Source organism: Streptomyces sp. NPDC025784 (genome assembly GCF_055558435.1).
This window is the reverse complement of the sequence record NZ_JBVHMN010000008.1, coordinates 118,834-142,754: the sequence shown is the minus strand read 5'-3', so window position 1 is coordinate 142,754 and position 23,921 is coordinate 118,834. Positions and strand designations below refer to the sequence as shown.

Sequence of the window (23,921 nt, the reverse complement as noted above, 5' to 3'; positions counted from 1 at the left end):
GCGTGTTGCTCGTAGCTCCCCAGGTGTGGGGCGACTAGGTTCCTCACCGGTCCGTATCCGACAGTTCGACATCCGAGGTGACGTAGGCGTGGCTCTTCCGCCCCTTACCCCTGAACAGCGCGCAGCCGCGCTCGAAAAGGCCGCCGCGGCTCGCCGGGAGCGGGCCGAGGTCAAGAATCGACTCAAGCACTCCGGCGCCTCCCTTCACGAGGTCATCAAGCAGGGCCAGGAGAACGACGTCATCGGCAAGATGAAGGTCTCCGCCCTCCTTGAGTCCCTGCCGGGCGTGGGCAAGGTCCGCGCCAAGCAGATCATGGAGCGACTCGGGATCTCCGAGAGCCGCCGCGTGCGTGGCCTCGGCTCGAACCAGATCGCCTCCCTGGAGCGCGAGTTCGGCGGCTCCGGCGCCTGAGTCCTGGGCACTCCGGGATTGCTGGAATAATCGCTGCATGAGTGAACGTCCGCGGCTGACCGTGCTCTCCGGCCCCTCCGGGGTCGGCAAGAGCACGGTCGTCGCCCATATGCGCAAGGAACACCCCGAGGTCTGGCTCTCCGTGTCGGCGACGACGCGCAAGCCGCGCCCCGGTGAGAAGCACGGAGTCCACTACTTCTTCGTCTCCGACGAGGAGATGGACAAGCTCATCGCCAACGGTGAGCTGCTGGAGTGGGCGGAATTCGCCGGCAATCGCTACGGGACGCCCCGCGCGGCCGTCCTGGAGCACCTGGAGGCCGGCGTGCCGGTCCTCCTGGAGATCGACCTCCAGGGCGCACGTCAGGTTCGCGAGTCCATGCCGGAGGCTCTGCTCGTGTTCCTGGCTCCGCCCTCCTGGGAGGAGCTGGTGCGCAGGCTCACCGGGCGGGGCACGGAACCGCCCGAGGTGATCGAGCGCCGCCTGGAAGCGGCCAAGATCGAGCTGGCGGCCGAGCCGGAGTTCGATGTCACCCTGGTCAACACCTCCGTCGAGGACGTGGCGCGCGAGCTGCTAGCCTTGATGGACGTTGTGTGATCTTCACTGATCAATCCCACCTTTCGGAAGGCAGAGCGTGTCCTCTTCCATCACCGCGCCCGAGGGCATCATCAACCCTCCGATCGACGAGCTCCTTGAGGCCACCGACTCGAAGTACAGCCTCGTGATCTACGCGGCCAAGCGTGCCCGCCAGATCAACGCGTACTACTCGCAGCTCGGCGAGGGCCTCCTCGAGTACGTCGGTCCGCTCGTCGACACCCACGTCCACGAGAAGCCGCTCTCGATCTCCCTGCGCGAGATCAACGCGGGTCTGCTGACCTCCGAGGCCATCGAGGGCCCGGCGTAGTCGGCAATCTCACACCGTAAGCAAGATCTGCAGATCGCAGAAGTCTTTTCCACAGGCCCGGCAGCGCGACTGTCGGGCCTGTGGTGTGTCATGGGGTTGTACGCAGTCGAGTGTGGGGAGGCCCGGTGGACAAGCCGAAGGTCGTTCTGGGGGTGAGCGGCGGCATCGCCGCCTACAAGGCATGTGAGCTGCTGCGACGGCTGACGGAGTCCGGCCATGACGTACGCGTCGTGCCCACCGCGTCCGCGCTGCACTTCGTCGGCGCCGCCACCTGGTCCGCCCTCTCCGGCCACCCCGTGTCCACCGAGGTCTGGTCGGACGTCCACGAGGTCCCGCACGTCCGCATCGGACAGCAGGCCGATCTCGTCGTGGTGGCCCCCGCGACGGCCGACACGCTCGCCAAGGCTGCCCACGGCCTGGCCGACGACCTCCTGACCAACACCCTGCTCACCGCCCGCTGCCCGGTCGTCTTCGCGCCCGCCATGCACACGGAGATGTGGGAACACCCCGCCACCCAGGAGAACGTGGCGACGCTCCGCCGCCGCGGCGCCGTCGTCGTCGAGCCCGCAGTCGGGCGGCTGACCGGCGTCGACACCGGCAAGGGGCGGCTGCCCGAGCCCGCGGAGATCTTCGAGGTCTGCCGCCGGGTGCTGGCCCGCGGCGTGACCGAGCCCGACCTCGCCGGCCGGCATGTCGTGGTCAGCGCGGGCGGCACCCGCGAACCCCTCGACCCGGTCCGCTTCCTCGGCAACCGCTCCTCCGGCAAGCAGGGGTACGCCCTCGCCCGCACCGCCGCCGCGCGCGGAGCCCGGGTCACGCTGATCGCCGCGAACACCGGCATGCCGGACCCCGCGGGCGTGGACGTCGTCCAGGTCGGCACCGCCGTACAGCTGCGCGAGGCCGTGCTCAAGGCGGCCCCGGACGCCGATGTCGTCGTGATGGCGGCGGCGGTCGCCGACTTCCGCCCCGCGGCGTACGCGGCGGGGAAGATCAAGAAGAAGGACGGCGAGGAGCCCGAGCCCGTCGCCCTGGTCCGCAACCCCGACATCCTCGCGGAGATCTCGGCCACGCGGGCACGCCCCGGCCAGGTCGTGGTCGGCTTCGCCGCCGAGACGGACGACGTCCTCGCCAACGGCCGGAAGAAGCTGGAGCGCAAGGGCTGCGACTTCCTCGTGGTGAACGAGGTGGGCGAGCGCAAGACCTTCGGCTCCGAGGAGAACGAGGCCGTCGTGCTCGGAGCCGACGGCAGCGAGACTCCGGTGGCCCACGGGCCCAAGGAAGCGCTGGCCGATACCGTGTGGGACCTCGTGACGCGCCGATCGGAGTAGCTTTCTCACCCGTCCCGGCAGATGCCTCCCGGCGCGCAAAAACAGGTGCGGTGGCCCTGGCGGAGGCGGATCGCCATGGCGCAGAATGCCCGTGCCGCAGGTCACAGCGCTTCCGACAAGCGAGACAGGGGGACCTGCCGGTGGGCACGACAGATAAACTGTTCTCGGACGACGCCGGGCGCAGCCCCCGTCCCGTCCACCAATGATCAGCCAGCAGCCGCTGCAACCACAGGGAGCGTTGTGTCCCGTCGCCTGTTCACCTCGGAGTCCGTGACCGAAGGTCACCCCGACAAGATCGCTGACCAGATCAGTGACACCATTCTCGATGCGCTCCTGCGCGAGGACCCCACGTCCCGCGTCGCCGTGGAGACGTTGATCACCACCGGCCTGGTGCACGTGGCCGGCGAGGTCACGACCAAGGCGTACGCGCCGATCGCGCAGCTGGTGCGCGACAAGATCCTCGAGATCGGCTACGACTCGTCCAAGAAGGGCTTCGACGGAGCCTCCTGCGGTGTCTCGGTGTCGATCGGCTCGCAGTCCCCGGACATCGCGCAGGGTGTCGACACGGCGTACGAGTCCCGGGTCGAGGGCGACGAGGACGAGCTGGACAAGCAGGGCGCCGGCGACCAGGGCCTGATGTTCGGTTACGCGACCGACGAGACGCCGAACCTGATGCCGCTGCCGATCCACCTGGCGCACCGGCTCTCGCGGCGCCTGTCCGAGGTCCGCAAGAACGGCACCATCCCCTACCTCCGCCCCGACGGCAAGACCCAGGTCACCATCGAGTACGACGGCGACAAGGCGGTCCGCCTGGACACGGTCGTCGTCTCCTCGCAGCACGCGAGCGACATCGACCTGGACTCGCTGCTGGCCCCCGACATCCGCGAGTTCGTGGTCGAGCCGGAGCTGAAGGCGCTGCTGGACGACGGCATCAAGCTGGAGACCGAGGGCTACCGCCTGCTGGTCAACCCGACCGGCCGCTTCGAGATCGGCGGCCCGATGGGTGACGCCGGCCTCACCGGCCGCAAGATCATCATCGACACGTACGGCGGCATGGCCCGCCACGGCGGCGGCGCCTTCTCCGGCAAGGACCCGTCCAAGGTCGACCGCTCCGCCGCCTACGCCATGCGCTGGGTCGCGAAGAACGTCGTCGCCGCGGGTCTCGCCTCCCGCTGCGAGGTCCAGGTCGCCTACGCCATCGGCAAGGCCGAGCCCGTCGGCCTCTTCGTCGAGACCTTCGGCACCGCCAAGGTCGAGGCCGAGAAGATCGAGACCGCCATCAGCGAGGTCTTCGACCTCCGCCCGGCGGCCATCATCCGCGACCTCGACCTGCTGCGCCCGATCTACTCGCAGACGGCCGCGTACGGCCACTTCGGCCGCGAGCTCCCCGACTTCACCTGGGAGCGCACGGACCGCGTGGACGCGCTGCGCCGGGCCGCGGGTCTGTAAGGCCCGACCGGTACTGTCACGAGGCTCGGCTGCCCTTCGGGGAGCCGAGCCTCGGTGTGTGCGAGGGGGCCGCTCTCCGGCCGGCCGGGGCCGCGGGGCTCGGACGCCCGGCCCTTGCCGGTGAGGTGTGGCACGACCGGCCCGTGCCGGTGGGGGCCGGGACGGCCGTCCCGTGTCAGTGGGGTCTGGTAGGAATGCTGCTGTGAGCAGCGAGAACGGTCAGGGGGAAGGCGGCGCGGAGAGTGCGCCGCCCGAGCAGCTCGCGCTGATCCGGGAGGCCGTGCGCAAGGCCAAGGCGCCGAAGGCCAAGCCGCGTACCTGGCGGGGGGCCGCGCTGGCCAAGGAGCTGCCGGTGGCGCGGGTGCTGGTCGACAAGGGCGTGCTGCATCTCGACCGGTACTTCGACTACGCGGTGCCCGAGGAGCTCGACGAGGCCGCGCAGCCGGGCGTGCGGGTCCGGGTCAGGTTCGGCGCCGGCGGCCGCACTGTGCGCGACGGGCGCCGCGAGGGCGGCGGACTCATCGACGGGTTCGTCGTCGAGCGGATCGCCGAGTCCGACTACAGCGGGCCGCTGGCCGCGCTCGCGCAGGTCGTGTCGTCCGAACCCGTCCTGGACCCCGAACTGCTCGGCCTCGCCCGGGCCGTCGCCGACCGCTACGCCGGCTCCCTCGCCGATGTGCTGCAACTCGCCGTCCCGCCCCGGCACGCGCGGGCCGAGGCCCGGGAGTCCACCCCCGCACCGCCTCCGCCCCCGGCGCCCGCTCCGGGCACCTGGCAGCGGTACGGCCGGGGGGCGGACTTCCTCGCCTCGCTCGCCTCCGGCGGTGCGCCACGGGCCGTGTGGACCGCGCTGCCCGGGCCCCAGTGGGCCGAGGAGGTCGCCCGGGCCGTGCAGGCGACGCTGGCCTCCGGGCGCGGGGCACTGGTCGTCGTACCGGCGGGCCGGCCCGCCGCCCGCGTCGACGCCGCCCTGACGGCACTGCTGGGGGAAGGGCAGCACGCCGTGCTGACGGCCGATGCCGGGCAGGAGCGGCGCTACCGCGAATGGCTCGCCGTACGGCGCGGGGCCGTGCGAGCCGTCGTCGGCACCCGCGCCGCCATGTTCGCGCCCGTGAGGAACCTGGGGCTCGTCGTCGTCTGGGACGACGGCGACGCCGGGCACAGCGACGACAACGCCCCCTTCCCGCACGTCCGGGAGGTGCTGGAGCTGCGGGCCTCGCGCGACCGGTGCGGCTTCCTGCTGGGCGGCTGGAGCTGCACGGTGGAGGCCGCACAGCTCGTCGAGAGCGGATGGGCGCTGCCGCTGGTCGCGGACCGCGACCAGGTCCGTGCGGCGGCACCCCTCGTGCGGACCGTCGGCGACGGGGACCTCGCCCGGGACGAGGCGGCCCGCGCGGCCCGGCTGCCCACACTCGCCTGGCAGACCGTCAGGGAGGGCCTGCGGCACGGCCCCGTGCTGGTGCAGGTGCCGCGTCGCGGCTACGTCCCCCGGATGGCCTGCGCGCACTGCCGGGCCCCCGCGCGCTGCCGCCACTGCGCGGGACCGCTCCAGGCGCAGGACGCGGGCGAACTGCGGTGCGACTGGTGCGGGCGCGGCGAGCCCGCCTGGCACTGTCCCGAATGCGGTGGCTTCCGGCTGCGGGCGCAGGTCGTGGGGGCGCGGCGCACCGCCGAGGAACTGGGACGGGCCTTCCCGGCCGTCCCGGTCCGTACGTCCGGGCGGGAGCAGGTGCTGGACACGGTCTCCGAGGCGCCCGCCCTGGTCGTGAGCACTCCGGGCGCCGAACCGGTGGCCGAGGGCGGATACGCGGCCGCGCTGCTCCTGGACGGCTGGGCCATGCTCGGGCGGCCCGATCTGCGGGCCGGCGAGGACGCGTTGCGGCGCTGGCTGACAGCGGCGGCGCTCGTCCGCCCGCAGGGCGCCGGCGGGACCGTGGTGGTCGTCGCCGAGCCGACGCTGCGTCCGGTGCAGGCGCTGGTCCGCTGGGATCCCGTCGGGCACGCCGTGCGTGAGCTCGCCGAGCGGGCCGAGCTGGGTTTCCCGCCGGTGTCGCGGATGGCCGCGGTGTCCGGTGCACCGGAGGCGCTGACGGAGTTCCTCACGGCCGCCCAACTGCCCCATGATGCAGAGGTGTTGGGGCCTGTCCCGGCGCCGGGTACGGAGGCGGGGCGGCCTCGGCGGGCCGGTGGGCCGCCGCCCGGGGAGCACTGGGAGCGAGCCCTCGTGCGGGTGCCCCCAGGGAGCGGAGCCGCGCTGGCGGCCGCGCTGAAGACCGCGCAGGCGGCGCGGTTGGCGCGTGGCGGGAGCGAGCCGATACGGATCCGCATCGATCCGCTCGACATCGGGTGAGTGCCGCTCGGCGCGACGCGTCGGCGGTCGCAGCGGCCGTCCGGGTCAGGGTGGGGTGGATGCTCGTGCCGGTCGTCCGGCTCGGTGTCGTGTGCGTGCTCGCAACGAGGGTTCCGCTCGGCATGGTGGGGGCGCTCGCAACGAGGGTTCCGCTCGGCACGAGGTGGGCATCGGTTGCTGCCGCAGGCCGACTTCAGGTGTGTGGCCGAACGGCCCGCGGCCCGGTTCGCATACAGCGAGCCGACTACGGGTGGGGCCCGGCAGGACTCGGCACGGGCGCATGCATGCGTCTGCCTCCCAGGTCGGCTGTGGACACCGGGAGGCAGAGACGGGCGGATCAGCCGTTGCGCGGCCCCGGGAACGCCGTGGGCCTGACCTCTTCGCGGAGGGTGGGACTTCCCGTCGGCTGAGTCGGCATGGAGCGGGCCGCGGGGACCGTCGGCACCGTGGGGATGCCGGTGTTGACGGTCACCGCCCGGGTGCCCGCCGTCTCCGTGGCCCGCTCCGCCTCCGCGGCGGCCTGTGCGGCGGCGCGGCGGGCGCCGTAACGGCGGTGCACGGCCTGCTTGGTGACCCCGAGGGCCGAGCCGACCGCGTCCCACGAGAAGCCGAGTGAGCGGTCGAAGTCCACGGCTGCCGTGACCAGGGTCTCGACGCTGTCCCGCAGCTCCTGCGCGAGACGGACGGTCGGGGCGGGGGCGCGCCCGTAGACGACGAAGCCCGTGGAGGGGCCGGAACGGCGCGGGCGGTAGACGTTGCCCAACTGGGCGGTGAGCGTGCGCAGTGCGTCCACCTGCCGGCGGACCCGCTCGATGTCCCGCACCAGCAAGTGCAGGCTGGCCCGAGCCTGGGCGTCGTGGGTTGCGTGGTCGGCCATGAACAAGCCTCTCGAAACCGGCGTTGAAAAGGATCGGGCCGCGAATGCGGCCCTTGTGGTCAACTCTTTCTTGACCAACGCGTTTCCGGGTGAGTGGTCACGCTGCGGGCGCGTAAGGGCATATGCACGGGGCGCGTCTTGACGCGTACGCCCCCAGGAGGTGGATGGGGCGGCACGCCGTCCGGCCCGCCTCCTGAGGGCGCACGCGCCTCGCCCGGATACTCCCGAGCCGCGGGCCCCCGTGCCGCATAGACTGGTGCGTTGCCCCGCACGACCCGGTTCGCCGGCTGTCGCGCGAGCCGATACGAACTCCCGCCCGAGAGGCCAGCCGCCACCCATGAAGCTCGTCTTCGCAGGTACCCCCGAGGTCGCCGTTCCCGCCCTGGACGCCCTGATCGCCTCCGGGCGCCACGAGGTGGCCGCCGTCGTCACGCGGCCCGACGCCCCGGCCGGACGGGGCCGCCGGCTCGTCGCCAGCCCGGTCGCCCAGCGCGCGGAGGAGGCCGGGATCGAGGTGCTGAAGCCGGCCAAGCCGCGCGACGAGGACTTCCTGGCCCGGCTGCGGGAGATCGCTCCGGACTGCTGCCCCGTCGTCGCCTACGGCGCGCTGCTGCCCCGGGTCGCGCTGGACGTCCCCGCGCACGGCTGGGTCAACCTGCACTTCTCCCTGCTCCCCGCCTGGCGCGGCGCGGCCCCCGTGCAGCACGCGATCATGGCGGGTGACGAGATCACCGGCGCCTCCACCTTCCTGATCGAGGAGGGCCTCGACTCGGGGCCGGTGTACGGCACCGTCACCGAGGAGATCCGGCACACGGACACCAGCGGGGACCTGCTCACGCGGCTCGCCTTCGCCGGGGCGGGGCTGCTCTCCGCGACGATGGACGGCATCGAGGACGGCACCCTCAAGGCCGTGCCGCAGCCCGCCGAGGGCGTCACCACGGCGCCGAAGATCACCGTCGAGCTCGCCCACGTCGACTGGTCCGCCCCGGCGCTCCGCGTCGACCGGCTGGTGCGGGGCTGCACCCCCGCGCCGGGCGCGTGGACCGTCTTCCGCGGCGAGCGGCTCAAGCTCATCCAGGTCGCTCCGCTCCCGGACCACACCGACCTCGCCCCGGGCGAGCTGGCCGTCGGCAAGAACAACGTGTACGCGGGGACGGGTTCGTACGCCGTGGAGCTGCTCTGGGTCCAGGCCCAGGGCAAGAAGCCGATGCGCGCCGCGGACTGGGCGCGCGGCGTGCGCATCCCCTCCGGGGAGCGGCTCGGCGTGTGACGACGACGTCCCCGGGGACCGGGTGCGCACAGGCGGGCGCACCCGGCCCGCGGGGTCGGCGGTGCCCGTACGGACGTAGGCTGGACGGGTCGAACCATCCAGGATCCGGAGCACCTTTTTCGTGAGTGAGCAGTCCCGAGGGCCGCGCAAGCCCGGCAAGCCCTACCGCCGTCCCCAGAAGGACCCGGTCCGCATGCTCGCCTTCGAAGCGCTGCGGGCCGTGGACGAGCGTGACGCGTACGCGAACCTCGTCCTGCCGCCGCTGCTGCGCAAGGCCCGCGAGAAGGGCGACTTCGACGGGCGGGACGCGGCACTGGCCACCGAGCTGGTCTACGGAACGCTGCGCAGACAGGGCACCTACGACGCCGTCATCGCGGCCTGCGTCGACCGGCCGCTGCGTGAGGTCGACCCGCCCGTGCTCGACGTGCTCAGCCTGGGCGTGCACCAGCTGCTCGGGACGCGGATCCCGACGCACGCCGCCGTCTCCTCCGCCGTCGAACTGGCCCGGGTCGTACTCGGCGACGGGCGCGCCAAGTTCGTGAACGCCGTGCTGCGCAAGGTCGCGCAGCAGGATCTCGACGGCTGGCTGGAGCAGGTCGCACCGCCCTACGACGAGGACCCCGAGGACCATCTCGCCGTCGTGCACTCGCACCCGCGCTGGGTCGTCTCCGCGCTGTGGGACTCGCTCGGCGGCGGCCGTGCCGGAATCGAGGACCTGCTCGAAGCGGACAACGAACGGCCCGAGGTGACGCTCGTCGCCCGCCCCGGCCGTCTCGGCGCCGACGAACTGCTCGACGCGCTCGGCGAGGAGTCCGCGCTGCCGGGCCGCTGGTCGCCGTACGCGGTGCGGCTCACTGAGGGCGGCGAGCCGGGCGCCATCGACGCAGTGCGGGAGGGGCGCGCGGGCGTCCAGGACGAGGGCAGCCAGCTGGTCGCGCTCGCCCTCGCGAACGCGCCGCTGGACGGGCCCGACCGGACCTGGCTGGACGGCTGCGCCGGCCCCGGTGGCAAGGCAGCCCTGCTGGCGGGGCTCGCCGCCGAACGGGGCGCGGTGCTGCTGGCCTCCGAGAAGCAGCCGCACCGCGCGGGTCTGGTGGCGAAGGCACTCGCCGGAAACCCCGGGCCCTACCAGGTCATCGCCGCCGACGGCACCCGGCCGCCGTGGCGCCCCGGCACCTTCGACCGTGTGCTCATGGACGTCCCGTGCACGGGCCTGGGTGCGTTGCGCCGCCGTCCCGAGGCCCGCTGGCGGCGTCGCCCCGACGACCTCGACGGTTTCGCCCCCCTTCAGCGCGGGCTGCTGCGGACGGCGCTCGACTCGGTGCGGGTCGGCGGTGTCGTCGGGTACGCGACGTGCTCGCCGCACCTCGCCGAGACCCGCGCGGTCGTCGACGACGTGCTCAAGCACTATGACGGCGGCTCCGCCGAACTGCTCGACGCCCGCCCGTTCCTGCCCGGCGTACCGGCCCTCGGCGACGGCCCCGACGTTCAGCTGTGGCCGCATCTGCACGGCACGGACGCGATGTACCTCGCCCTGATCCGCCGGACCGGGTGAACGCCGGCGGACGCTGACGCCGGTTCACCGCAGGACAGCTGGTCCGGTCCACCGCCGGACGGTGGCTCCGGCCCCGCGCGGGACAGTGGCGGCGGATCCCTGCCCGGCGGGGACCCGGCCGTCGTCGCCACGGCGCCCGGGCGGGCCGGACGCCGGCCCCCGGGACGCTGCCGGGCGGCCTACTCCTGCCGTGCCGCCGGTTCGGGGGCCGCGGGGGAGTCCGGCTCGGTCCGCGCGGAACGCTCCTCGTGGGCGAGGCGGTGCGGCCACCACACCTTCTCTCCCGCGTCCAGGAACAGGGACGTCACCAGGACCGAACGCACGACGAAGGTGTCCAGCAGCACGCCCAGCGCCACGGCGAAACCGATCTCCGCGAAGGCGACCATCGGCAGGGTGCCGAGGGCGGCGAACGTGCCGGCCAGGACGAGGCCCGCGGACGTGATGACGGCGCCGGTCGCGGCCAGGCCCGTCACCACACCCGTGCGGGTGCCCTCACGGGCGGCCTCTTCGCGGATCCGGGTGGTCAGGAAGATGTTGTAGTCGATGCCCAGGGCCACCAGGAACACGAACACGAAGAGCGGGAAGTCGGTCTGCTCGCCCGCGTAGTCGAAGACGTGCCGGAAGAACAGCGCGCTCGCGCCGAGTGCCGCCGCGAAGGACAGCACGACGGTGCCGATCAGCAGCAGCGGAGCCACCAGGGCACGCAGCAGGACCCCCAGGATCAACAGCACGACCACCAGGACCGCCGGGATGACCAGCATGTTGTCGTGGGTGGTCGCCTCGTTCATGTCGAGGAGGGACGCGGTGCCGCCGCCGACCTCGGCGTGGGCGCCGGGCACCGCGTGCACCCCGTCGCGCACCCGCTCGACGGTCCGTTTCGCGGCGTCGCCGTCGGCCGGGTCGGTCATCGTCGCCTCGAACAGCACCTTGCCGTCGTACGAGGGTTTCGTGCCTTCGGGCACGGCGTTGCTGTCCGGCACCACGCCCTTCGTGCCGGCCACCGCGGCCCGCACCTGGTCCGCACGTGCCTGGTCGGAGATGACGACCAAGGGGTCGCCGCTGCCGGCCGGGAAGTACCGCGCCGAGACCTCCTGGCCGGTGATCGAGTCCGGTTTGCCGGTGAACGCGTCCGCGTTGCCGATCCCACCGGCGCGGAGCTGGAGCAGACCGAGCGAGAGGACGGCGAGGGCGAGCGCGGTGGCGACCCACACCATGCGCGGACCGCGCGCGATGCGCCCGCCCATGCGGGCCCACAGGCCGCTCGCGGTCGGGTCGGCCGAGCCGAGGTGCGGGATCACCGGCCAGAAGATCCAGCGGCCGAAGACGAGCAGCAGGGCCGGGAAGAGGGTCAGCATGGCGAGCAGGGCGATCGCCACACCGATCGCGGCCACCGGACCGAGGCCGCGCGTCGAGTTCATCTCGGCGGCCAGGAGCACGAGCATGCTGAGGACGACCGTGGCGCCGGAGGCGAGCACGGCGGGGCCCGCGCGGTGCAGGGCGAGGGCCATGGCCTCGTGGCGGTCCTCGTGGCGGCGAAGTTCCTCGCGGTAGCGGGCGACCAGCAGCAGTGCGTAGTCGGTGCCCGCGCCGAAGACGAGGACGGTGAGGATGCCCGCGCTCTGGCCGTTGACGGTCAGTCCGGCGTGTTTCGCGAGGAGGTAGATCAGCGCCTGGGCCGCGAAGAGCGCCGCGACCACACCGATCAGCGGTACGAAGATCAGGGTCGGGCTGCGGTAGGTGAGCAGCAGCATCACGATCACGACGGCCATCGCGGAGAACAGCAGCGTCGAATCGATGCCCTCGAAGGCCTGGGAGAAGTCGGCGGAGGTGCCGCCCGGGCCCGTGATGTGCACGCTGAGCCCGGCGCCGCTCCGGCCGACCCGGTCGCGCAGCGAGTCGACCGCGGGCGCGATCTCCTCCCAGCCCTTCTCGTCCATCGTGATCGGGACGAAGATCTGGGCGGCCTCGGGGGCGGTCGGCGTGTCGTAGACGGGACCGCGGGTCTCGGCGCCGCGTACGCCGTGGGCCGTGAGCGCCTTGATCTCCCGGACGTCCTCGGTGATCCGCTGCCGGTCCCGGTCGGTGAGCCCGCCGTCGTGGGCGTAGACGACGACCGCGGGGATCTGCTCGGGCCTGAACCGGTTGGACGCGTCCAGGACTTGGGTGGACTCGGCGGAGCCGGGCAGCCAGGAGGCCGCGTCGTTGTCCTGCGCGTCGGTGAGCTTCGAGGCGAGCGGCGCCGCGACCACGAGCACCACCAGCCACAGTCCGACGATCAGCCACTTGCTGCGGCGACCGCACACGAAGCCGATGAGTCCCTGGCGCACATGGCGCCCCTGTCCGTCCGTCATGGCCACCCCCGTAGCCCCTTCTGGATCCGGTCGGCGGCCAGCATGGCATGAGGAGGGCCCCGCAACATCCGCCTGAGGGTCCAGGTACGGACCGGGGAGAGCAACCGGCCCGGGGCATGGCAGGCTTGGGGCATGGCCGTGCAGATCAACCCCAGCATCCTGTCCGCCGACTTCACCCGTCTTGCCGAGGAGGCAAAAGCGGTGGAAGGGGCGGACTGGCTCCATGTCGACGTCATGGACAACCATTTCGTACCGAATCTCACGCTCGGAGTGCCGGTCGTAGAGTCCCTGGCCCGCGCGACGGAGACGCCCCTGGACTGTCATCTGATGATCGAGGACGCAGATCGGTGGGCACCGCAGTACGTCGAAGCGGGGGCCGGTTCCGTCACCTTCCACGCCGAGGCCGCCGCGGCCCCGGTGCGGCTGGCCCGGGAGATCCGCGCGAAGGGCGCCCGCGCCTCGATGGCGCTGAAGCCCGCGACCCCCATCGAGCCGTACGAGGATCTGCTGCCCGAGCTGGACATGCTGCTGATCATGACGGTCGAGCCGGGCTTCGGCGGCCAGGCCTTCCTCGACATCATGCTCCCGAAGATCCGTCGCACCCGTGAGCTGATCAGCAAGCACGGCCTCGAACTGTGGCTCCAGGTGGACGGCGGCGTGTCGGCCTCCACCATCGAGCGGTGCGCGGAGGCGGGAGCCGACGTGTTCGTCGCGGGCTCGGCGGTGTACGGGGCGGCGGACCCGGCGCAGGCGGTACGTGCATTGCGCACCCAGGCCCGGGACGCCACGGCCCAGGCGGCATGGGCGTGCGACCACTGAGCCAAGGGAACGTGAACGGCGCCCATCCGGGCTGATCAAGTACGCCGGATCTGCAAGGATGAACGGCGAATCCAGAATGTGAACAGCAGTGAGGAGATCGCCGTGTCGGGTATGTCGGCGGGCCGGTCAGCCATGCGGATGGGACCCGCTGAGCTGGTGCAGGCGGCGGCCATGGCCCGCCGCTTCTACCTCGAGGGCAAATCCAAGATCCAGATCGCGGAGGAGTTCGGCGTCAGCCGCTTCAAGGTGGCCCGGGTCCTGGAGACCGCTCTCGAACGGGATCTCGTGAGGATCGAGATCCGTGTGCCCGCAGAGCTGGACGCGGAGCGCTCCGACGCGCTGCGCGCCCGCTACGGGCTGCGGCACGCCGTCGTCGTCGAGTCCCCGGCCGAGGCCGAGGAGTCGCCCGACCCCGAGAACCTCGGCGAGGTCGCCGCAGACCTGCTCGGCGAGCTGGTCAACGAGGGCGATGTGCTGGGTCTGGCCTGGGGCCGCTCCACCATCCACATGGCGGCCGCGCTCGACCGGCTGCCGCCGTGCACCGTGGTGCAGCTGACGGGCGTGTACGACGCCGGGACCGCCGAGCGCGGTTCGGTGGAGGCCGTGCGCCGCGCTGCCCAGGTCTCGGGCGGCGACGCGCACCCCATCTACGCGCCGATGCTGCTGCCCGACGCGGCCACCGCGGCCGCGCTGCGCCACCAGACGGGGATCGCCCGCGCCTTCGAGTACTTCGACAAGGTCACGGTGGCGTGCGTCTCCATCGGTTCCTGGGAGCCCGGCATCTCCACGGTGCACGACATGCTCAGTGACGAGGAGCGCGCGCACTACGCGTCCCTCGGCGTCGCCGCCGAGATGTCCGCGCACCTCTTCGACGCGGAGGGGCGCCGGATCGGGCGCGATCTGGGCGAGCGCTGCATCACGGTCGAGGCCGACCGGCTGCGGCGCATCCCCGAGGTCGTCGCCATCGCGGGCGGGCAGCGCAAGGCCGCCGCGATCGACGCGGTGCTGCGTTCCGGGCTGGTCACCAGCCTGGTGACGGACACCTCCGCGGCGGACTATCTGATGACGGCCGGACCGACGCCGCGTCCCGCGCTCAACCGGGCGGACCCGGACGGTCCCTGACAGCGCGCCCGCCCGGGGCGGCCGTGGCAGCATCGGCGGCATGCTGCTGCGGTCCGTCCCCCGTGCGCTCTCCGGCCTCCTGCTGTGCCTCGCGGTTCTCCTGACGGGCTGCGCGTCGACGGACACGAACCCCTCGACGGACACGACGTCGACGGACACCCCGACGGTCACGCCAGATTCGACCGGCACGCGGGCGTCCTCCGGCACGCCTGAACCGACGGGCGCGGACAGGCCGACGGCGACCCCCTCCTGGGCCGCCGGCATACCCACCGTCACCGAGTCCCGGCTCCCGGCCGAGGCACGCCGGACCCTGGCACTCATCGACCGGGGCGGCCCCTTCCCGTACGCCAAGGACGGAACCGTCTTCGGCAACTTCGAACGACTGCTTCCGCGGCACGAGCGCGGGTACTACCACGAGTACACGGTCCGGACGCCGGGCGAGAGCGACCGGGGCGCCCGGCGGCTGGTCACCGGGCTGCACGGCGAGGTGTACTACACCGATGACCACTACGAGTCGTTCAGGGCGGTGCTGAGATGACCCGAGGCCCCCTCGCGGAGGTGTGCCACGCGGCCGGCTGGCAGGTCACCGTGCTCGACCTGACGGGGATCACCGACAAGGCGGGCTTCATGGCGCGCTGCGTGCGCGCCCTCGACCTGCCGGACTGGTTCGGACGGAACTGGGACGCGCTCGCGGACGTCCTCGGCGACCCGGACTGGGGGCCCGCGAGTCCGGGCAGACTGCTCGTGGTGAGCGGCTGGCGGCCGTACGCGAAGGCGCGGCCCGACGAGTGGGAGGTCGCGCAGCAGGTGCTGGAGTCGGCCGCCGGGCACTACGAAGGGTTCGACGCGTCACTCTCCGTCGTCCTCTCTCTCGGAGGATCCGACGAACTACTCCCTGACCAGCCTGGATGATCTGTGCGGGCACCGCATACGGGACGGCATGGGACAATGAAGTACGTGCTCTTCCCCCTGGCTGACCTGTCCGGGGGCCACCTCTGATCGACTGGGATGTGCAGCACGTGCGTTTCCTCAACGACATCCAGCCCCCTTACGACCTGACGTACGACGACGTCTTCATGGTGCCGAGCCGCTCCGCGGTCGGATCGCGTCAGGGCGTGGACCTCACCTCTCCGGACGGCACGGGCACCACGATCCCGCTCGTCGTCGCCAACATGACGGCGATCGCGGGCCGCCGGATGGCCGAGACCGTCGCCCGCCGCGGCGGCCTCGTCGTCATCCCGCAGGACATTCCGATCGAGGTCGTCACCGAGGTCATCAGCTGGGTCAAGGGACGCCACCTGGTGCTCGACACCCCCATCGTCCTCGCGCCCCACCAGACCGTCGCCGACGCGCTGGCACTGCTGCCCAAGCGTGCGCACAACGCGGGTGTCGTGGTGGACGAGGACGGCCGCCCGGTCGGCGTGGTCACCGACGCCGACCTCTCCGGCGTGGACCGCTTCACACAGCTGTCCGAGGTCATGTCTCGGGACCTGCTGCTGCTCGACGCGGAGATCGAGCCGCGCGAGGCCTTCAACAGGCTCGACACCGCCAACCGCCGTTACGCCCCCGCGGTGGACGGCGACGGCAGGCTCGCCGGCATCCTCACCCGCAAGGGCGCCCTGCGCGCCACGCTGTACACGCCGGCCACCGACGCGGGCGGCAGGCTGCGCATCGCCGCCGCCGTCGGCATCAACGGCGACGTCGCGGGCAAGGCCAAGCAGCTCCTCGACGCGGGCGTCGACACGCTCGTCATCGACACCGCGCACGGTCACCAGGAGTCGATGATCAGCGCGATCCGGACGGTGCGCGGGCTCGACCCGCAGGTGCCGATCGTCGCGGGCAACATCGTCGCCGCCGAGGGCGTGAAAGACCTCGTCGAGGCGGGCGCGGACATCATCAAGGTCGGTGTCGGGCCGGGCGCCATGTGCACCACCCGCATGATGACCGGCGTCGGGCGGCCGCAGTTCTCCGCTGTCCTGGAGTGCGCCGCGGAGGCGAGGAAGTACGGCAAGCACGTGTGGGCCGACGGTGGTGTCCGGCACCCGCGCGACGTGGCCATGGCGCTGGCCGCCGGCGCGTCGAACGTGATGATCGGCTCCTGGTTCGCCGGGACGTTCGAGTCCCCGGGCGACCTCCAGCAGGACGCCGACGGCCGTCTCTACAAGGAGTCCTTCGGCATGGCGTCCGCCCGTGCCGTCCGGAACCGCACCAGCGACGAATCGGCGTACGACCGGGCCCGCAAGGCGCTGTTCGAGGAGGGCATCTCGACCTCGCGCATGTTCCTCGACCCGGCCCGTCCGGGCGTCGAGGACCTGATCGACTCGGTCATTGCGGGTGTCCGCTCCTCCTGCACCTACGCCGGTGCCAACTCCCTGGACGAGTTCGCCGAGAAGGCCGTCGTCGGTATCCAGAGCGCGGCCGGCTACGCCGAGGGCAAGCCGCTGCACGCCAGCTGGAGCTGACGCGCGCACCCGGCGTACGGCCCCTTTCCCTGCTGCGGGGGGAGAGGGGCCGTACGCATGTCGTGCCCCGGACGGGGCCGGCGGGTGCCGAGGAACGCCTTGGCGGGCGTTCGGGGAGGGGCGGACCGACGGTCGTCAGGTTCTCTTGACGTCAAGCTCGCTTGACGTGACTCTGGAGACATGACGACGCCACAGAGCATCGAACCGCAGCACACCCTGCTGACCGCCGTGGCCCGCCTCGACGACCTGCGGGCGCGGGATTCGCTGGCCGGGGCGGGGAGCGACGCCGAGTCCCTCGACCGGGCCGAGCTCCTCGAACTCCTCGCGCTGAGCGAGGTGGTCGCCCGCAAGGCGGCCCACGGCCGTCAGCTCACCGTCCGTGCCGCCCGCGAGAGCGGTGCCTCCTGGTCGCAGATCGGCGCGGCCCTGGGCACCAGCAAGCAGGCCGCCTGGGAGGCCCATACGCGCTGGATCGACGCGCAGGCGGCGGCCTACGGGCAGCCCGGACTCATGGGCTTCGACGCGGACGACACGGCACGGGCGCGGGCGCTGGCCGGGGATCCGGACGACAGCTGAGACCGGCGGCGGGCCCGGCCGGGCGCACACCGGCCGGCACCGACCGGGGCCCGCGAACGGCGATGGCGTGCACGCGGTGCCCGGTGGCTACGCACGCCGGCGCGCGGCTGCCGACGTATGGCTCGCGGTGGCCGGAGCGGACCCGCGCCGGATGTTGACGGGGCGTGAGATCGCTTTCGGGCGACGACAGTTCGGGGGCGTGGAGCGGTGTCCGCGGGTGGGCGCGGAGCGGTCCGTGCCCGACGTCGAGGGGTCGTCGCGAACCCCCGCGCGACGTGCGGAAAGGCGCCTCACGCAACCATCGAAAGGGGTCGCGCAACGAACACGCGCCGGGATGCGATGAACGCAACGATCTTGCGGAGATGCGCAAGGTTGCTGCATTACGCCCGCGAAGGCAGGACTCGTAGGGTCAGGCGCTGTACATAGGCGTGGCGGGGACCCCGCTCGGTGGGTTCCTGCTCGCAGGGGTGCCGCCGGTCCCCGCTGTTCCGACCGGCAGCGATCAAGGAGCCAGCGCGTGCTCGACCAAGGCGCACCCCCGCAGTCCCGCACCACATCCTCCCCACCGTCCCCCGGCGTCGGCACGCGCCTCATGCGCCGCAAGCCGGTGGAACGCCTGGTCGCCGAGGGCGGACAGGGCGAGGGAGGAACGCTGCGGCGCTCCCTCGGGCTGTGGCAGCTCACCATGATCAGCATCGGCGCCACGCTCGGCACCGGCATCTTCGTCGTCCTCGGCGAGGCCGTCCCCAAGGCCGGGCCCGCGGTCACCCTGTCCTTCGTGATCGCCGGACTCACCGCGCTCTTCTCCGCGCTCTCCTACGCCGAGCTGGCGGGCACGATCCCGGTCGCCGGGTCCTCGTACTCCTACGCGTACGCAACCATGGGCGAACTGATCGCCTGGATCTGCGGCTGGTGTCTGGTCCTGGAGTACGGCGTCTCGGTCGCGGCCGTCGCGGTCGGCTGGGGCGAGTACCTGAACGAGCTCCTCGACGGCACCATCGGTGTCACCATCCCGGACGCGCTCTCCGCGCCGCCCGGCGACGGCGGCGTCTTCAACCTGCCCGCCCTCATCGTGGTGCTGCTCGCGATGGCCTTCCTGCTGGGCGGGGCGAAGGAGTCGGCGCGCGCCAACACGATCATGGTGGTCGTGAAGATCGCCGCGCTCGTGCTGTTCTGCGCCATCGGTGTCCAGGGCTTCCGCTCCGGCAACTACGAGCACTTCATGCCGCTCGGCATGGGGGGCGTCAGCGCCGCGGGCGCGACCCTCTTCTTCTCCTACATCGGTTTCGACGCCGCCTCCACGGCCGGTGAGGAGGCGAAGGACGCGCAGCGCGACCTGCCCCGCGCGATCATGCTGTCGCTGGTCATCGTGACGGCCCTGTACGTCCTCGTCGCGGCCGTCGCCGTCGGTGCCAAGCCCTGGCGGCGGTTCGGCGACTCGGAGGCCGCGCTCGCCGAGATCATGAAGGACGTCACCGGTCAGACCTTCTGGGGCACCTTGCTGGCCGCCTGCGCCGTCATCGCCATCGCGAGCGTCGTCCTGACCGTCCTGTACGGCCAGACCCGCATCCTGTTCGCCATGTCCCGCGACGGCCTGGTGCCGAAGGTCTTCTCCAAGGTCCACCCGAAGACCGGCGCGCCCCGCGCGAACACGGTGATCGTCTCGCTCTTCTGCGGCGTCCTCGCCGCCTGCATCCCGCTCGGCCAGCTGGCCGACGCCACCAGCATCGGCACGCTCTTCGCCTTCGCGCTGGTCAATGTCGCCGTGGTGGTGCTGCGCCGGACCCGCCCGGACATGCGGCGTACCTTCCGGGTGCCGCTGTCGCCCGTGCTGCCCGCGATCGGCTTCGTGCTGTGCGTGTGGATGATGGGCAGCCTCTCGGCCGTCACCTGGGTGGTCTTCGGAGTCTGGATGGCCGTCGGGCTCGTGTTCTACTTCAGTTACGGCTATCGCCGCTCCCGTATCGCCACCGTAGAAAAGTGAACCACCCGCAGTGCTGAACGATCTCGACGAACGCATCGTGCACGCCCTCGCCGAGGACGCCCGCCGCTCCTACGCCGACATCGGGCAACTCGTCGGCCTCTCCGCGCCCGCCGTGAAGCGGCGCGTGGACCGGCTGCGCGCGACCGGCGCCATCACCGGATTCACCGTACGGGTGGACCCGGCGGCGCTCGGCTGGGAGACCGAGGGGTTCGTCGAGATCTACTGCCGGCGCAACACCTCGCCGGAGACCATCCAGCGGGGGCTGGAGCGCTATCAGGAGGTCGTGGCCGCCTCCACCGTCACCGGGGAGGCGGACGCGGTCGTGCAGGTCTTCGCCTCCGACATGCGGCACTTCGAGCGGGTCCTCGAGCGGATCGCCGGCGAGTCGTTCGTGGAGCGGACGAAGTCGGTGCTGGTGCTGTCGCCTCTGCTGCGTCGGTTCTCCTCGGGGTCGCCCACGTAGTCGGCGGCCCCCGCAAGTGACCTTGTGCGCCCTCGGGGTGGGGGTCGGGTCGTGCGCGGGTGCGGGGTCTGTGGGGGTTGGGCGCGTCGTTCCTCGCGCCCCTTCGGTGGGGTGCTCCGGGGCGGTTCGGTGCGGGTGGACGGGGGCTCGGCGCGCCGTTCCTCGCGCCCCTAGCGGGGCTGTTGCGCCGTCTTGCGGGCCAGGGCGTTGTTTCCCGTCGAGTTGTGCACGCTGAAGCTCACGGCGTCCGAGCGGTATCGGTCGTCGGACCACTCCACCGGGCGCCCTTCGCGTGTCGTGGTGACCCGGCGGACCCGCAGCAGCGGGCTGGTGCGGCGCACGCCGAGCAGTTCGGAGTCCTGGGCGCCCGCCGCGACCGCGTCGATGACGTGCTCGCCGTAGGCGAAGACCACGCCGGTGTCCTCGAAGAGCCGCTGGGTGACCGACGGGCAGTCCGGTTCGATGACCTCGACGGCGGGGGCGACCCAGTCCGCGTACACCGTCCGCTCCAGCAGCACCGGCTCGCCGTCCAGGCCGCGGACCCGCAGCACATGCAACACCCTTGTCCCCTCGCGGAGTTGAAGGCGCACGGCGTCCTCCGTCGTCGCCGGGTGGTACTCCTGAGCCACCACGTGCCCGGTCGCCTCGCGCCCCATCGCGCGCGCCCACTGCGCGAAGCTGCGCAGCTCGGCGAAACTCTGGCTGCGCCGGCTGGCCAGGACCACGCGCCGGGCGCCCTGCCGTGAGCCGATGAGCCCCTCGGCGGTCAGCGCCGCCACCGCCTGGCGGACCGTGCCGCGCGACACGCCGTACCGGGCCGCGAGCTCCGTCTCCGCGGGCAGCAGGCTGCCCACCGTGTACTGCTCGCGGTCGATCGCCCGCCGCAGTTCGTCGGCGATCTCCTCGTGTCGCGCCGCCATGCTTCCCCTCGGATCCGACTGCTGTGCACAGCGTGATCAGCCTAATCGAGATCGGGACGTGTACGGGCATGCCCGGGATTGTGCAGGGAATCGGGGGTCACGGTTTCGCCAAAGTTTACGGACAGGACACCACCGGCGGGCCTACTGAGGCCAACTTGTTCAGACAAGTTCTCCGCTCCATCACACCCTCGTGCGTACTCCTGGAGAGACCGTGACCGTGTTCCTGCCGAGGACCGCCCTCCTCACCGGCGGCCTCGCCGTCGCCGCCGCACTCGCCCTGAGCGCCTGCGGCGCCGCCCCCGACGACAAGGCGACCACCGCCGACGGCAAGAGCGCGGCCACCGCGACCTCCGCCGCGGACCTCGGCGGCCTCGACGCCCTCGTCCGGGCCGCCAAGAAGGAGGGCACGCTGCATGCGATAGCGCTGCCCCGCGACTGGGCGAACTACGGCGCCCTCATCGACGGTTTCAAGAAGAAGTACGGCATCCGGGTCGAGGTGGAGAACCCGGACGGCTCCAGCCAGGACGAGATCAACGCCGTCACGTCCCGCAAGGGCCAGGACCGCGCCCCCGACGTCCTCGACCTCGGCAGCTCCTTCGCGCTGAGCGCGGCGCAGCAGGGGCTGCTCGCCCCCTACAAGGTGGCCGGGTTCGGTGACATCCCCGAGGGCCAGAAGGACGCGGAGGGCCGCTGGTACAACGACTACGGCGGCTACATCTCCATCGGCTGCGACGCCAAGAAGGTCAAGGAGTGCCCGACGACCTTCAAGGACCTCCTCAAGCCTCAGTACAAGGGCAAGGTCGCGCTCAACGGCAATCCCACCAAGTCCGGTTCGGCCTTCGGCGGCGTCTACGCGGCCTCGCTCGCGAACGGTGGCTCCTTCGACGACATCCAGCCCGGCCTGGACTTCTTCGCCGAGCTGAAGAAGAACGGCAACTACACGCCCGTCGAGTCGACCCCGGCCACCGTCGAGAAGGGCGAGACACCGATCAGCATCGACTGGGACTACCTCAACGCCGGTTACGCCGACGAGTTCAAGTCCAAGGGCGTCGACTGGAAGGTCGCCGTCCCGTCGGACGGCCAGTTCTCCCAGTACTACTCGCAGGCCGTCAACAAGGGCGCCCCGCACCCCGCGGCCGCACGCCTGTGGCAGGAGTACCTGTACAGCGCCGAAGGCCAGAACCTCTGGCTCAAGGGGTACGCCCGCCCGGCCCTGATGGCCGCCATGGACAAGGCCGGCACGCTCGACAAGACCGCGGCCGGCAAGCTCCCCGCAGTGTCCGGCACGCCGAGCTTCCCCAGCGAGGCCCAGCAGAGCAAGGCCAAGACGGTCCTCGCCCAGGGCTGGGGCAAGGCCGTCTCCGGATGACCGCCGTCCTCACCGAGACCGACACGGCGCCCGCCGCTGCAGACAAGCAGCAGCGGCGGCGCCGCGCCTCCGGCCGGCTCGCCGTCGTCCCGCTGCTCGTCTTCGTCGCGATCGCGTTCGGCATCCCCGCCCTGGCCATGCTGAACGGCGCGTTCACCGTCAAGGACCAGGCCACCGGCGCCACGTCGTACACCGCGGCCAACCTGACCGCCTCGCTCCAGGGTGCCTATCTGACCGCGCTGGTCGGCAGCGTCAAGCTGTCGGCGGTCTCCGCGGCCATCGCGACCGTCCTCGGACTGCCGCTCGCCCAGGCGGTGGTGACCTCCCGCTCGCGTACCCTGCGCGAGGCCGTGCTCACCGCGTCCGGCGTCCTCGCCAACTTCGGCGGTGTCCCGCTGGCCTTCGCCTTCGTCGCCACCCTCGGCAACTCCGGTGTGCTCACCCGGCACCTGGGCCTGACCGGCAAGGGCTGGAACCTGTACAGCTTCTGGGGCCTGGTCGTCGTCTACCTGTACTTCCTCGTCCCGCTGATGGTGCTCACCATCACGCCCGCCCTCGACGGACTGCGCTCCCAGTGGCGCGAGGCCGCGCAGAACAACGGCGCGACCGCCTTCCAGTACTGGCGGCACGTGGCCCTGCCCGTCCTCGCGCCCTCGCTCCTCGGCGGCCTGGTGCTGCTGTTCGGCAGTGCCTTCGCCGCGTACGCGACCGCCGCGGCCATGGTGGGCAGCGCGGTCCCGCTGGTCACCCTCCAGATCGCCGACGCCATCTCCGGCAACGTCCTGGTCGGCCAGGAGAACGTGGCGCTCGCCCTCAGCCTCGACATGGTCCTCGTCGCAGGACTGGTCATGGCCGTGTACCTGCCCCTGCAACGACGGAGCGCGCGATGGCTCGCCTGAACCTGTGGCGCTGGGCCGTCCTGGCCCTCGCCGGGCTGTACTTCCTGGTGCCCCTGGCGGCGTCGGTGATCTTCACGGTGGACGTGCCCGGCCGGGGTGTCACCCTCGACGCGTACAGCGAGATCGTCTCCACCGACGGCTTCGCCTCCAGCCTGCTGCTCTCGCTGGAACTGGCCGCCGCGACCATCGCCGTCGTCCTGCTGCTGATGGTGCCCGCCATGGTCGCCCTGCGGCTCGGCGCGCCCCGGCTGCGGCCGGTCGTGGAGGTGGTCTGCTCGCTGCCGCTGGTCGTCCCGCCGATCGCGTTCGTCGCCGGGATCTCCACCGTGCTGAAGTGGGGCCCCGAACACCTCTCCCGCACCCCGCTGTTCCAGACGTTCGTGGCCCTCCAGAACCCCGACTTCCCGTTCGTGCTCGTCCTCGCGTACGTCGTGATGGCGCTGCCGTTCGTGCACCGTGCCCTGGACGCGGGGTTGCGTGCCGTCGACGTACGCACCCTCGTCGAGGCCGCCCGCAGCTGCGGCGCCGGCTGGCCGCAGGCGCTGGTCCGGGTCGTCCTGCCCAATCTGCGCGGGGCCTTGCTGAACGCCTCCTTCCTCACACTGGCCCTCGTCCTCGGCGAGTTCACGGTGGCCCAGCTGCTCGGCTTCCAGCCGTTCGCCGTGTGGATCTACAGCGTCGGCGGTTCGCAGGCCCAGCTGTCCGTCGCCGTCTCCGTGCTCAGCCTGCTCGTCACCTGGGCACTGCTCCTCACGCTCGCCGTCCTCGGCGGGCGCTCCCGTACCGCAACCGCTTCGGCAGACCGGGGATGAA

General features: G+C 72.1%; 22 protein-coding genes. 19 read left to right on the top strand and 3 right to left on the bottom strand.

Annotation, left to right across the window (positions count from 1 at the left end; all coding sequences use genetic code 11):
• Positions 1–88: 88 nt before the first annotated feature.
• The 6 genes from ACZ4IF_RS19725 to ACZ4IF_RS19700 all read left to right on the top strand — a co-directional run bounded on the left by ACZ4IF_RS19725 (position 89) and on the right by ACZ4IF_RS19700 (position 6,441).
• Positions 89–412, top strand: coding sequence for an integration host factor (locus ACZ4IF_RS19725; RefSeq protein ID WP_016638838.1), 324 nt, complete (start codon positions 89–91; stop codon positions 410–412).
• Positions 413–449: 37 nt separating this feature from the next.
• Positions 450–1,007 (top strand): guanylate kinase, encoded by a 558-nt coding sequence (gene gmk / locus ACZ4IF_RS19720; protein ID WP_028803683.1) that lies wholly within the window; start codon positions 450–452, stop codon positions 1,005–1,007.
• Positions 1,008–1,044: 37 nt separating this feature from the next.
• Positions 1,045–1,314: a DNA-directed RNA polymerase subunit omega gene (gene rpoZ / locus ACZ4IF_RS19715; protein WP_028803682.1), complete on the top strand. Its 270-nt coding sequence runs from the start codon at positions 1,045–1,047 to the stop codon at positions 1,312–1,314.
• 125 nt (positions 1,315–1,439) lie between these two features.
• On the top strand, positions 1,440–2,642 hold the full coding sequence (coaBC, locus tag ACZ4IF_RS19710) for a bifunctional phosphopantothenoylcysteine decarboxylase/phosphopantothenate--cysteine ligase CoaBC (protein WP_467564485.1): 1,203 nt from the start codon (positions 1,440–1,442) through the stop codon (positions 2,640–2,642).
• 240 nt (positions 2,643–2,882) lie between these two features.
• Positions 2,883–4,091 (top strand): methionine adenosyltransferase, encoded by a 1,209-nt coding sequence (gene metK, locus ACZ4IF_RS19705; protein ID WP_095933021.1) that lies wholly within the window; start codon positions 2,883–2,885, stop codon positions 4,089–4,091.
• Between the two features lie 202 nt (positions 4,092–4,293).
• Complete coding sequence (locus ACZ4IF_RS19700; RefSeq protein ID WP_467564483.1) at positions 4,294–6,441, top strand: primosomal protein N'; 2,148 nt, start codon at positions 4,294–4,296, stop codon at positions 6,439–6,441.
• Positions 6,442–6,778: 337 nt separating this feature from the next.
• Here the strand turns inward: ACZ4IF_RS19700 and ACZ4IF_RS19695 are convergent, their stop codons facing one another.
• Entirely contained in the window at positions 6,779–7,318 is a 540-nt protein-coding gene (locus tag ACZ4IF_RS19695; protein ID WP_359497734.1) for a hypothetical protein, read from the bottom strand.
• A gap of 337 nt (positions 7,319–7,655) precedes the next feature.
• Here ACZ4IF_RS19695 and fmt point away from each other — a divergent pair, with 337 nt between their 5' ends.
• Both fmt and ACZ4IF_RS19685 read left to right on the top strand, forming a co-directional pair.
• Entirely contained in the window at positions 7,656–8,588 is a 933-nt protein-coding gene (gene fmt / locus ACZ4IF_RS19690) for a methionyl-tRNA formyltransferase (RefSeq protein ID WP_467564481.1), read from the top strand.
• Between the two features lie 121 nt (positions 8,589–8,709).
• Positions 8,710–10,143, top strand: coding sequence for an RsmB/NOP family class I SAM-dependent RNA methyltransferase (locus tag ACZ4IF_RS19685; protein WP_467564479.1), 1,434 nt, complete (start codon positions 8,710–8,712; stop codon positions 10,141–10,143).
• Positions 10,144–10,322: 179 nt separating this feature from the next.
• Here ACZ4IF_RS19685 and ACZ4IF_RS19680 read toward each other — a convergent pair whose 3' ends face one another.
• On the bottom strand, positions 10,323–12,494 hold the full coding sequence (locus ACZ4IF_RS19680) for an MMPL family transporter (protein WP_467564476.1): 2,172 nt from the start codon (positions 12,492–12,494) through the stop codon (positions 10,323–10,325).
• A 132-nt stretch (positions 12,495–12,626) separates the two neighbouring features.
• Here ACZ4IF_RS19680 and rpe point away from each other — a divergent pair, with 132 nt between their 5' ends.
• From rpe to ACZ4IF_RS19640, 8 genes are all read left to right on the top strand, one after another.
• Positions 12,627–13,313, top strand: coding sequence for a ribulose-phosphate 3-epimerase (gene rpe / locus ACZ4IF_RS19675; protein WP_467564474.1), 687 nt, complete (start codon positions 12,627–12,629; stop codon positions 13,311–13,313).
• Positions 13,314–13,391: 78 nt separating this feature from the next.
• On the top strand, positions 13,392–14,435 hold the full coding sequence (locus ACZ4IF_RS19670; RefSeq protein WP_467564472.1) for a sugar-binding transcriptional regulator: 1,044 nt from the start codon (positions 13,392–13,394) through the stop codon (positions 14,433–14,435).
• 40 nt (positions 14,436–14,475) lie between these two features.
• On the top strand, positions 14,476–14,973 hold the full coding sequence (locus tag ACZ4IF_RS19665) for a guanyl-specific ribonuclease (RefSeq protein ID WP_467564470.1): 498 nt from the start codon (positions 14,476–14,478) through the stop codon (positions 14,971–14,973).
• Positions 14,970–15,347, top strand: a complete 378-nt coding sequence (locus ACZ4IF_RS19660) for a barstar family protein (RefSeq protein ID WP_467564468.1) — start codon at positions 14,970–14,972, stop codon at positions 15,345–15,347. Before ACZ4IF_RS19665 ends, ACZ4IF_RS19660 begins: the two co-directional genes overlap by 4 nt.
• Before the next feature lie 107 nt (positions 15,348–15,454).
• Positions 15,455–16,897 carry a GuaB1 family IMP dehydrogenase-related protein gene (locus tag ACZ4IF_RS19655; RefSeq protein WP_467564810.1) on the top strand — a complete coding sequence of 481 codons (1,443 nt, stop codon included), beginning with the start codon at positions 15,455–15,457 and terminating at the stop codon, positions 16,895–16,897.
• Positions 16,898–17,077: 180 nt separating this feature from the next.
• Entirely contained in the window at positions 17,078–17,473 is a 396-nt protein-coding gene (locus tag ACZ4IF_RS19650; RefSeq protein ID WP_467564466.1) for a hypothetical protein, read from the top strand.
• Between the two features lie 517 nt (positions 17,474–17,990).
• A complete protein-coding gene (locus ACZ4IF_RS19645; protein ID WP_467564464.1) occupies positions 17,991–19,457 on the top strand; it encodes an amino acid permease in 1,467 nt (488 codons plus the stop codon).
• A gap of 10 nt (positions 19,458–19,467) precedes the next feature.
• Positions 19,468–19,920: an Lrp/AsnC family transcriptional regulator gene (locus ACZ4IF_RS19640; protein ID WP_037621108.1), complete on the top strand. Its 453-nt coding sequence runs from the start codon at positions 19,468–19,470 to the stop codon at positions 19,918–19,920.
• Positions 19,921–20,090: 170 nt separating this feature from the next.
• Here the strand turns inward: ACZ4IF_RS19640 and ACZ4IF_RS19635 are convergent, their stop codons facing one another.
• Complete coding sequence (locus tag ACZ4IF_RS19635) at positions 20,091–20,840, bottom strand: GntR family transcriptional regulator (RefSeq protein ID WP_467564462.1); 750 nt, start codon at positions 20,838–20,840, stop codon at positions 20,091–20,093.
• A 211-nt stretch (positions 20,841–21,051) separates the two neighbouring features.
• Here ACZ4IF_RS19635 and ACZ4IF_RS19630 point away from each other — a divergent pair, with 211 nt between their 5' ends.
• The 3 genes from ACZ4IF_RS19630 to ACZ4IF_RS19620 are packed head-to-tail and all read left to right on the top strand — an operon-like array spanning position 21,052 to position 23,920.
• Complete coding sequence (locus ACZ4IF_RS19630; RefSeq protein ID WP_467564460.1) at positions 21,052–22,209, top strand: ABC transporter substrate-binding protein; 1,158 nt, start codon at positions 21,052–21,054, stop codon at positions 22,207–22,209.
• Positions 22,206–23,108 carry an ABC transporter permease gene (locus tag ACZ4IF_RS19625; RefSeq protein WP_467564458.1) on the top strand — a complete coding sequence of 301 codons (903 nt, stop codon included), beginning with the start codon at positions 22,206–22,208 and terminating at the stop codon, positions 23,106–23,108. Before ACZ4IF_RS19630 ends, ACZ4IF_RS19625 begins: the two co-directional genes overlap by 4 nt.
• A complete protein-coding gene (locus tag ACZ4IF_RS19620) occupies positions 23,096–23,920 on the top strand; it encodes an ABC transporter permease (RefSeq protein ID WP_095933007.1) in 825 nt (274 codons plus the stop codon). Before ACZ4IF_RS19625 ends, ACZ4IF_RS19620 begins: the two co-directional genes overlap by 13 nt.
• Position 23,921 lies beyond the last annotated feature (1 nt).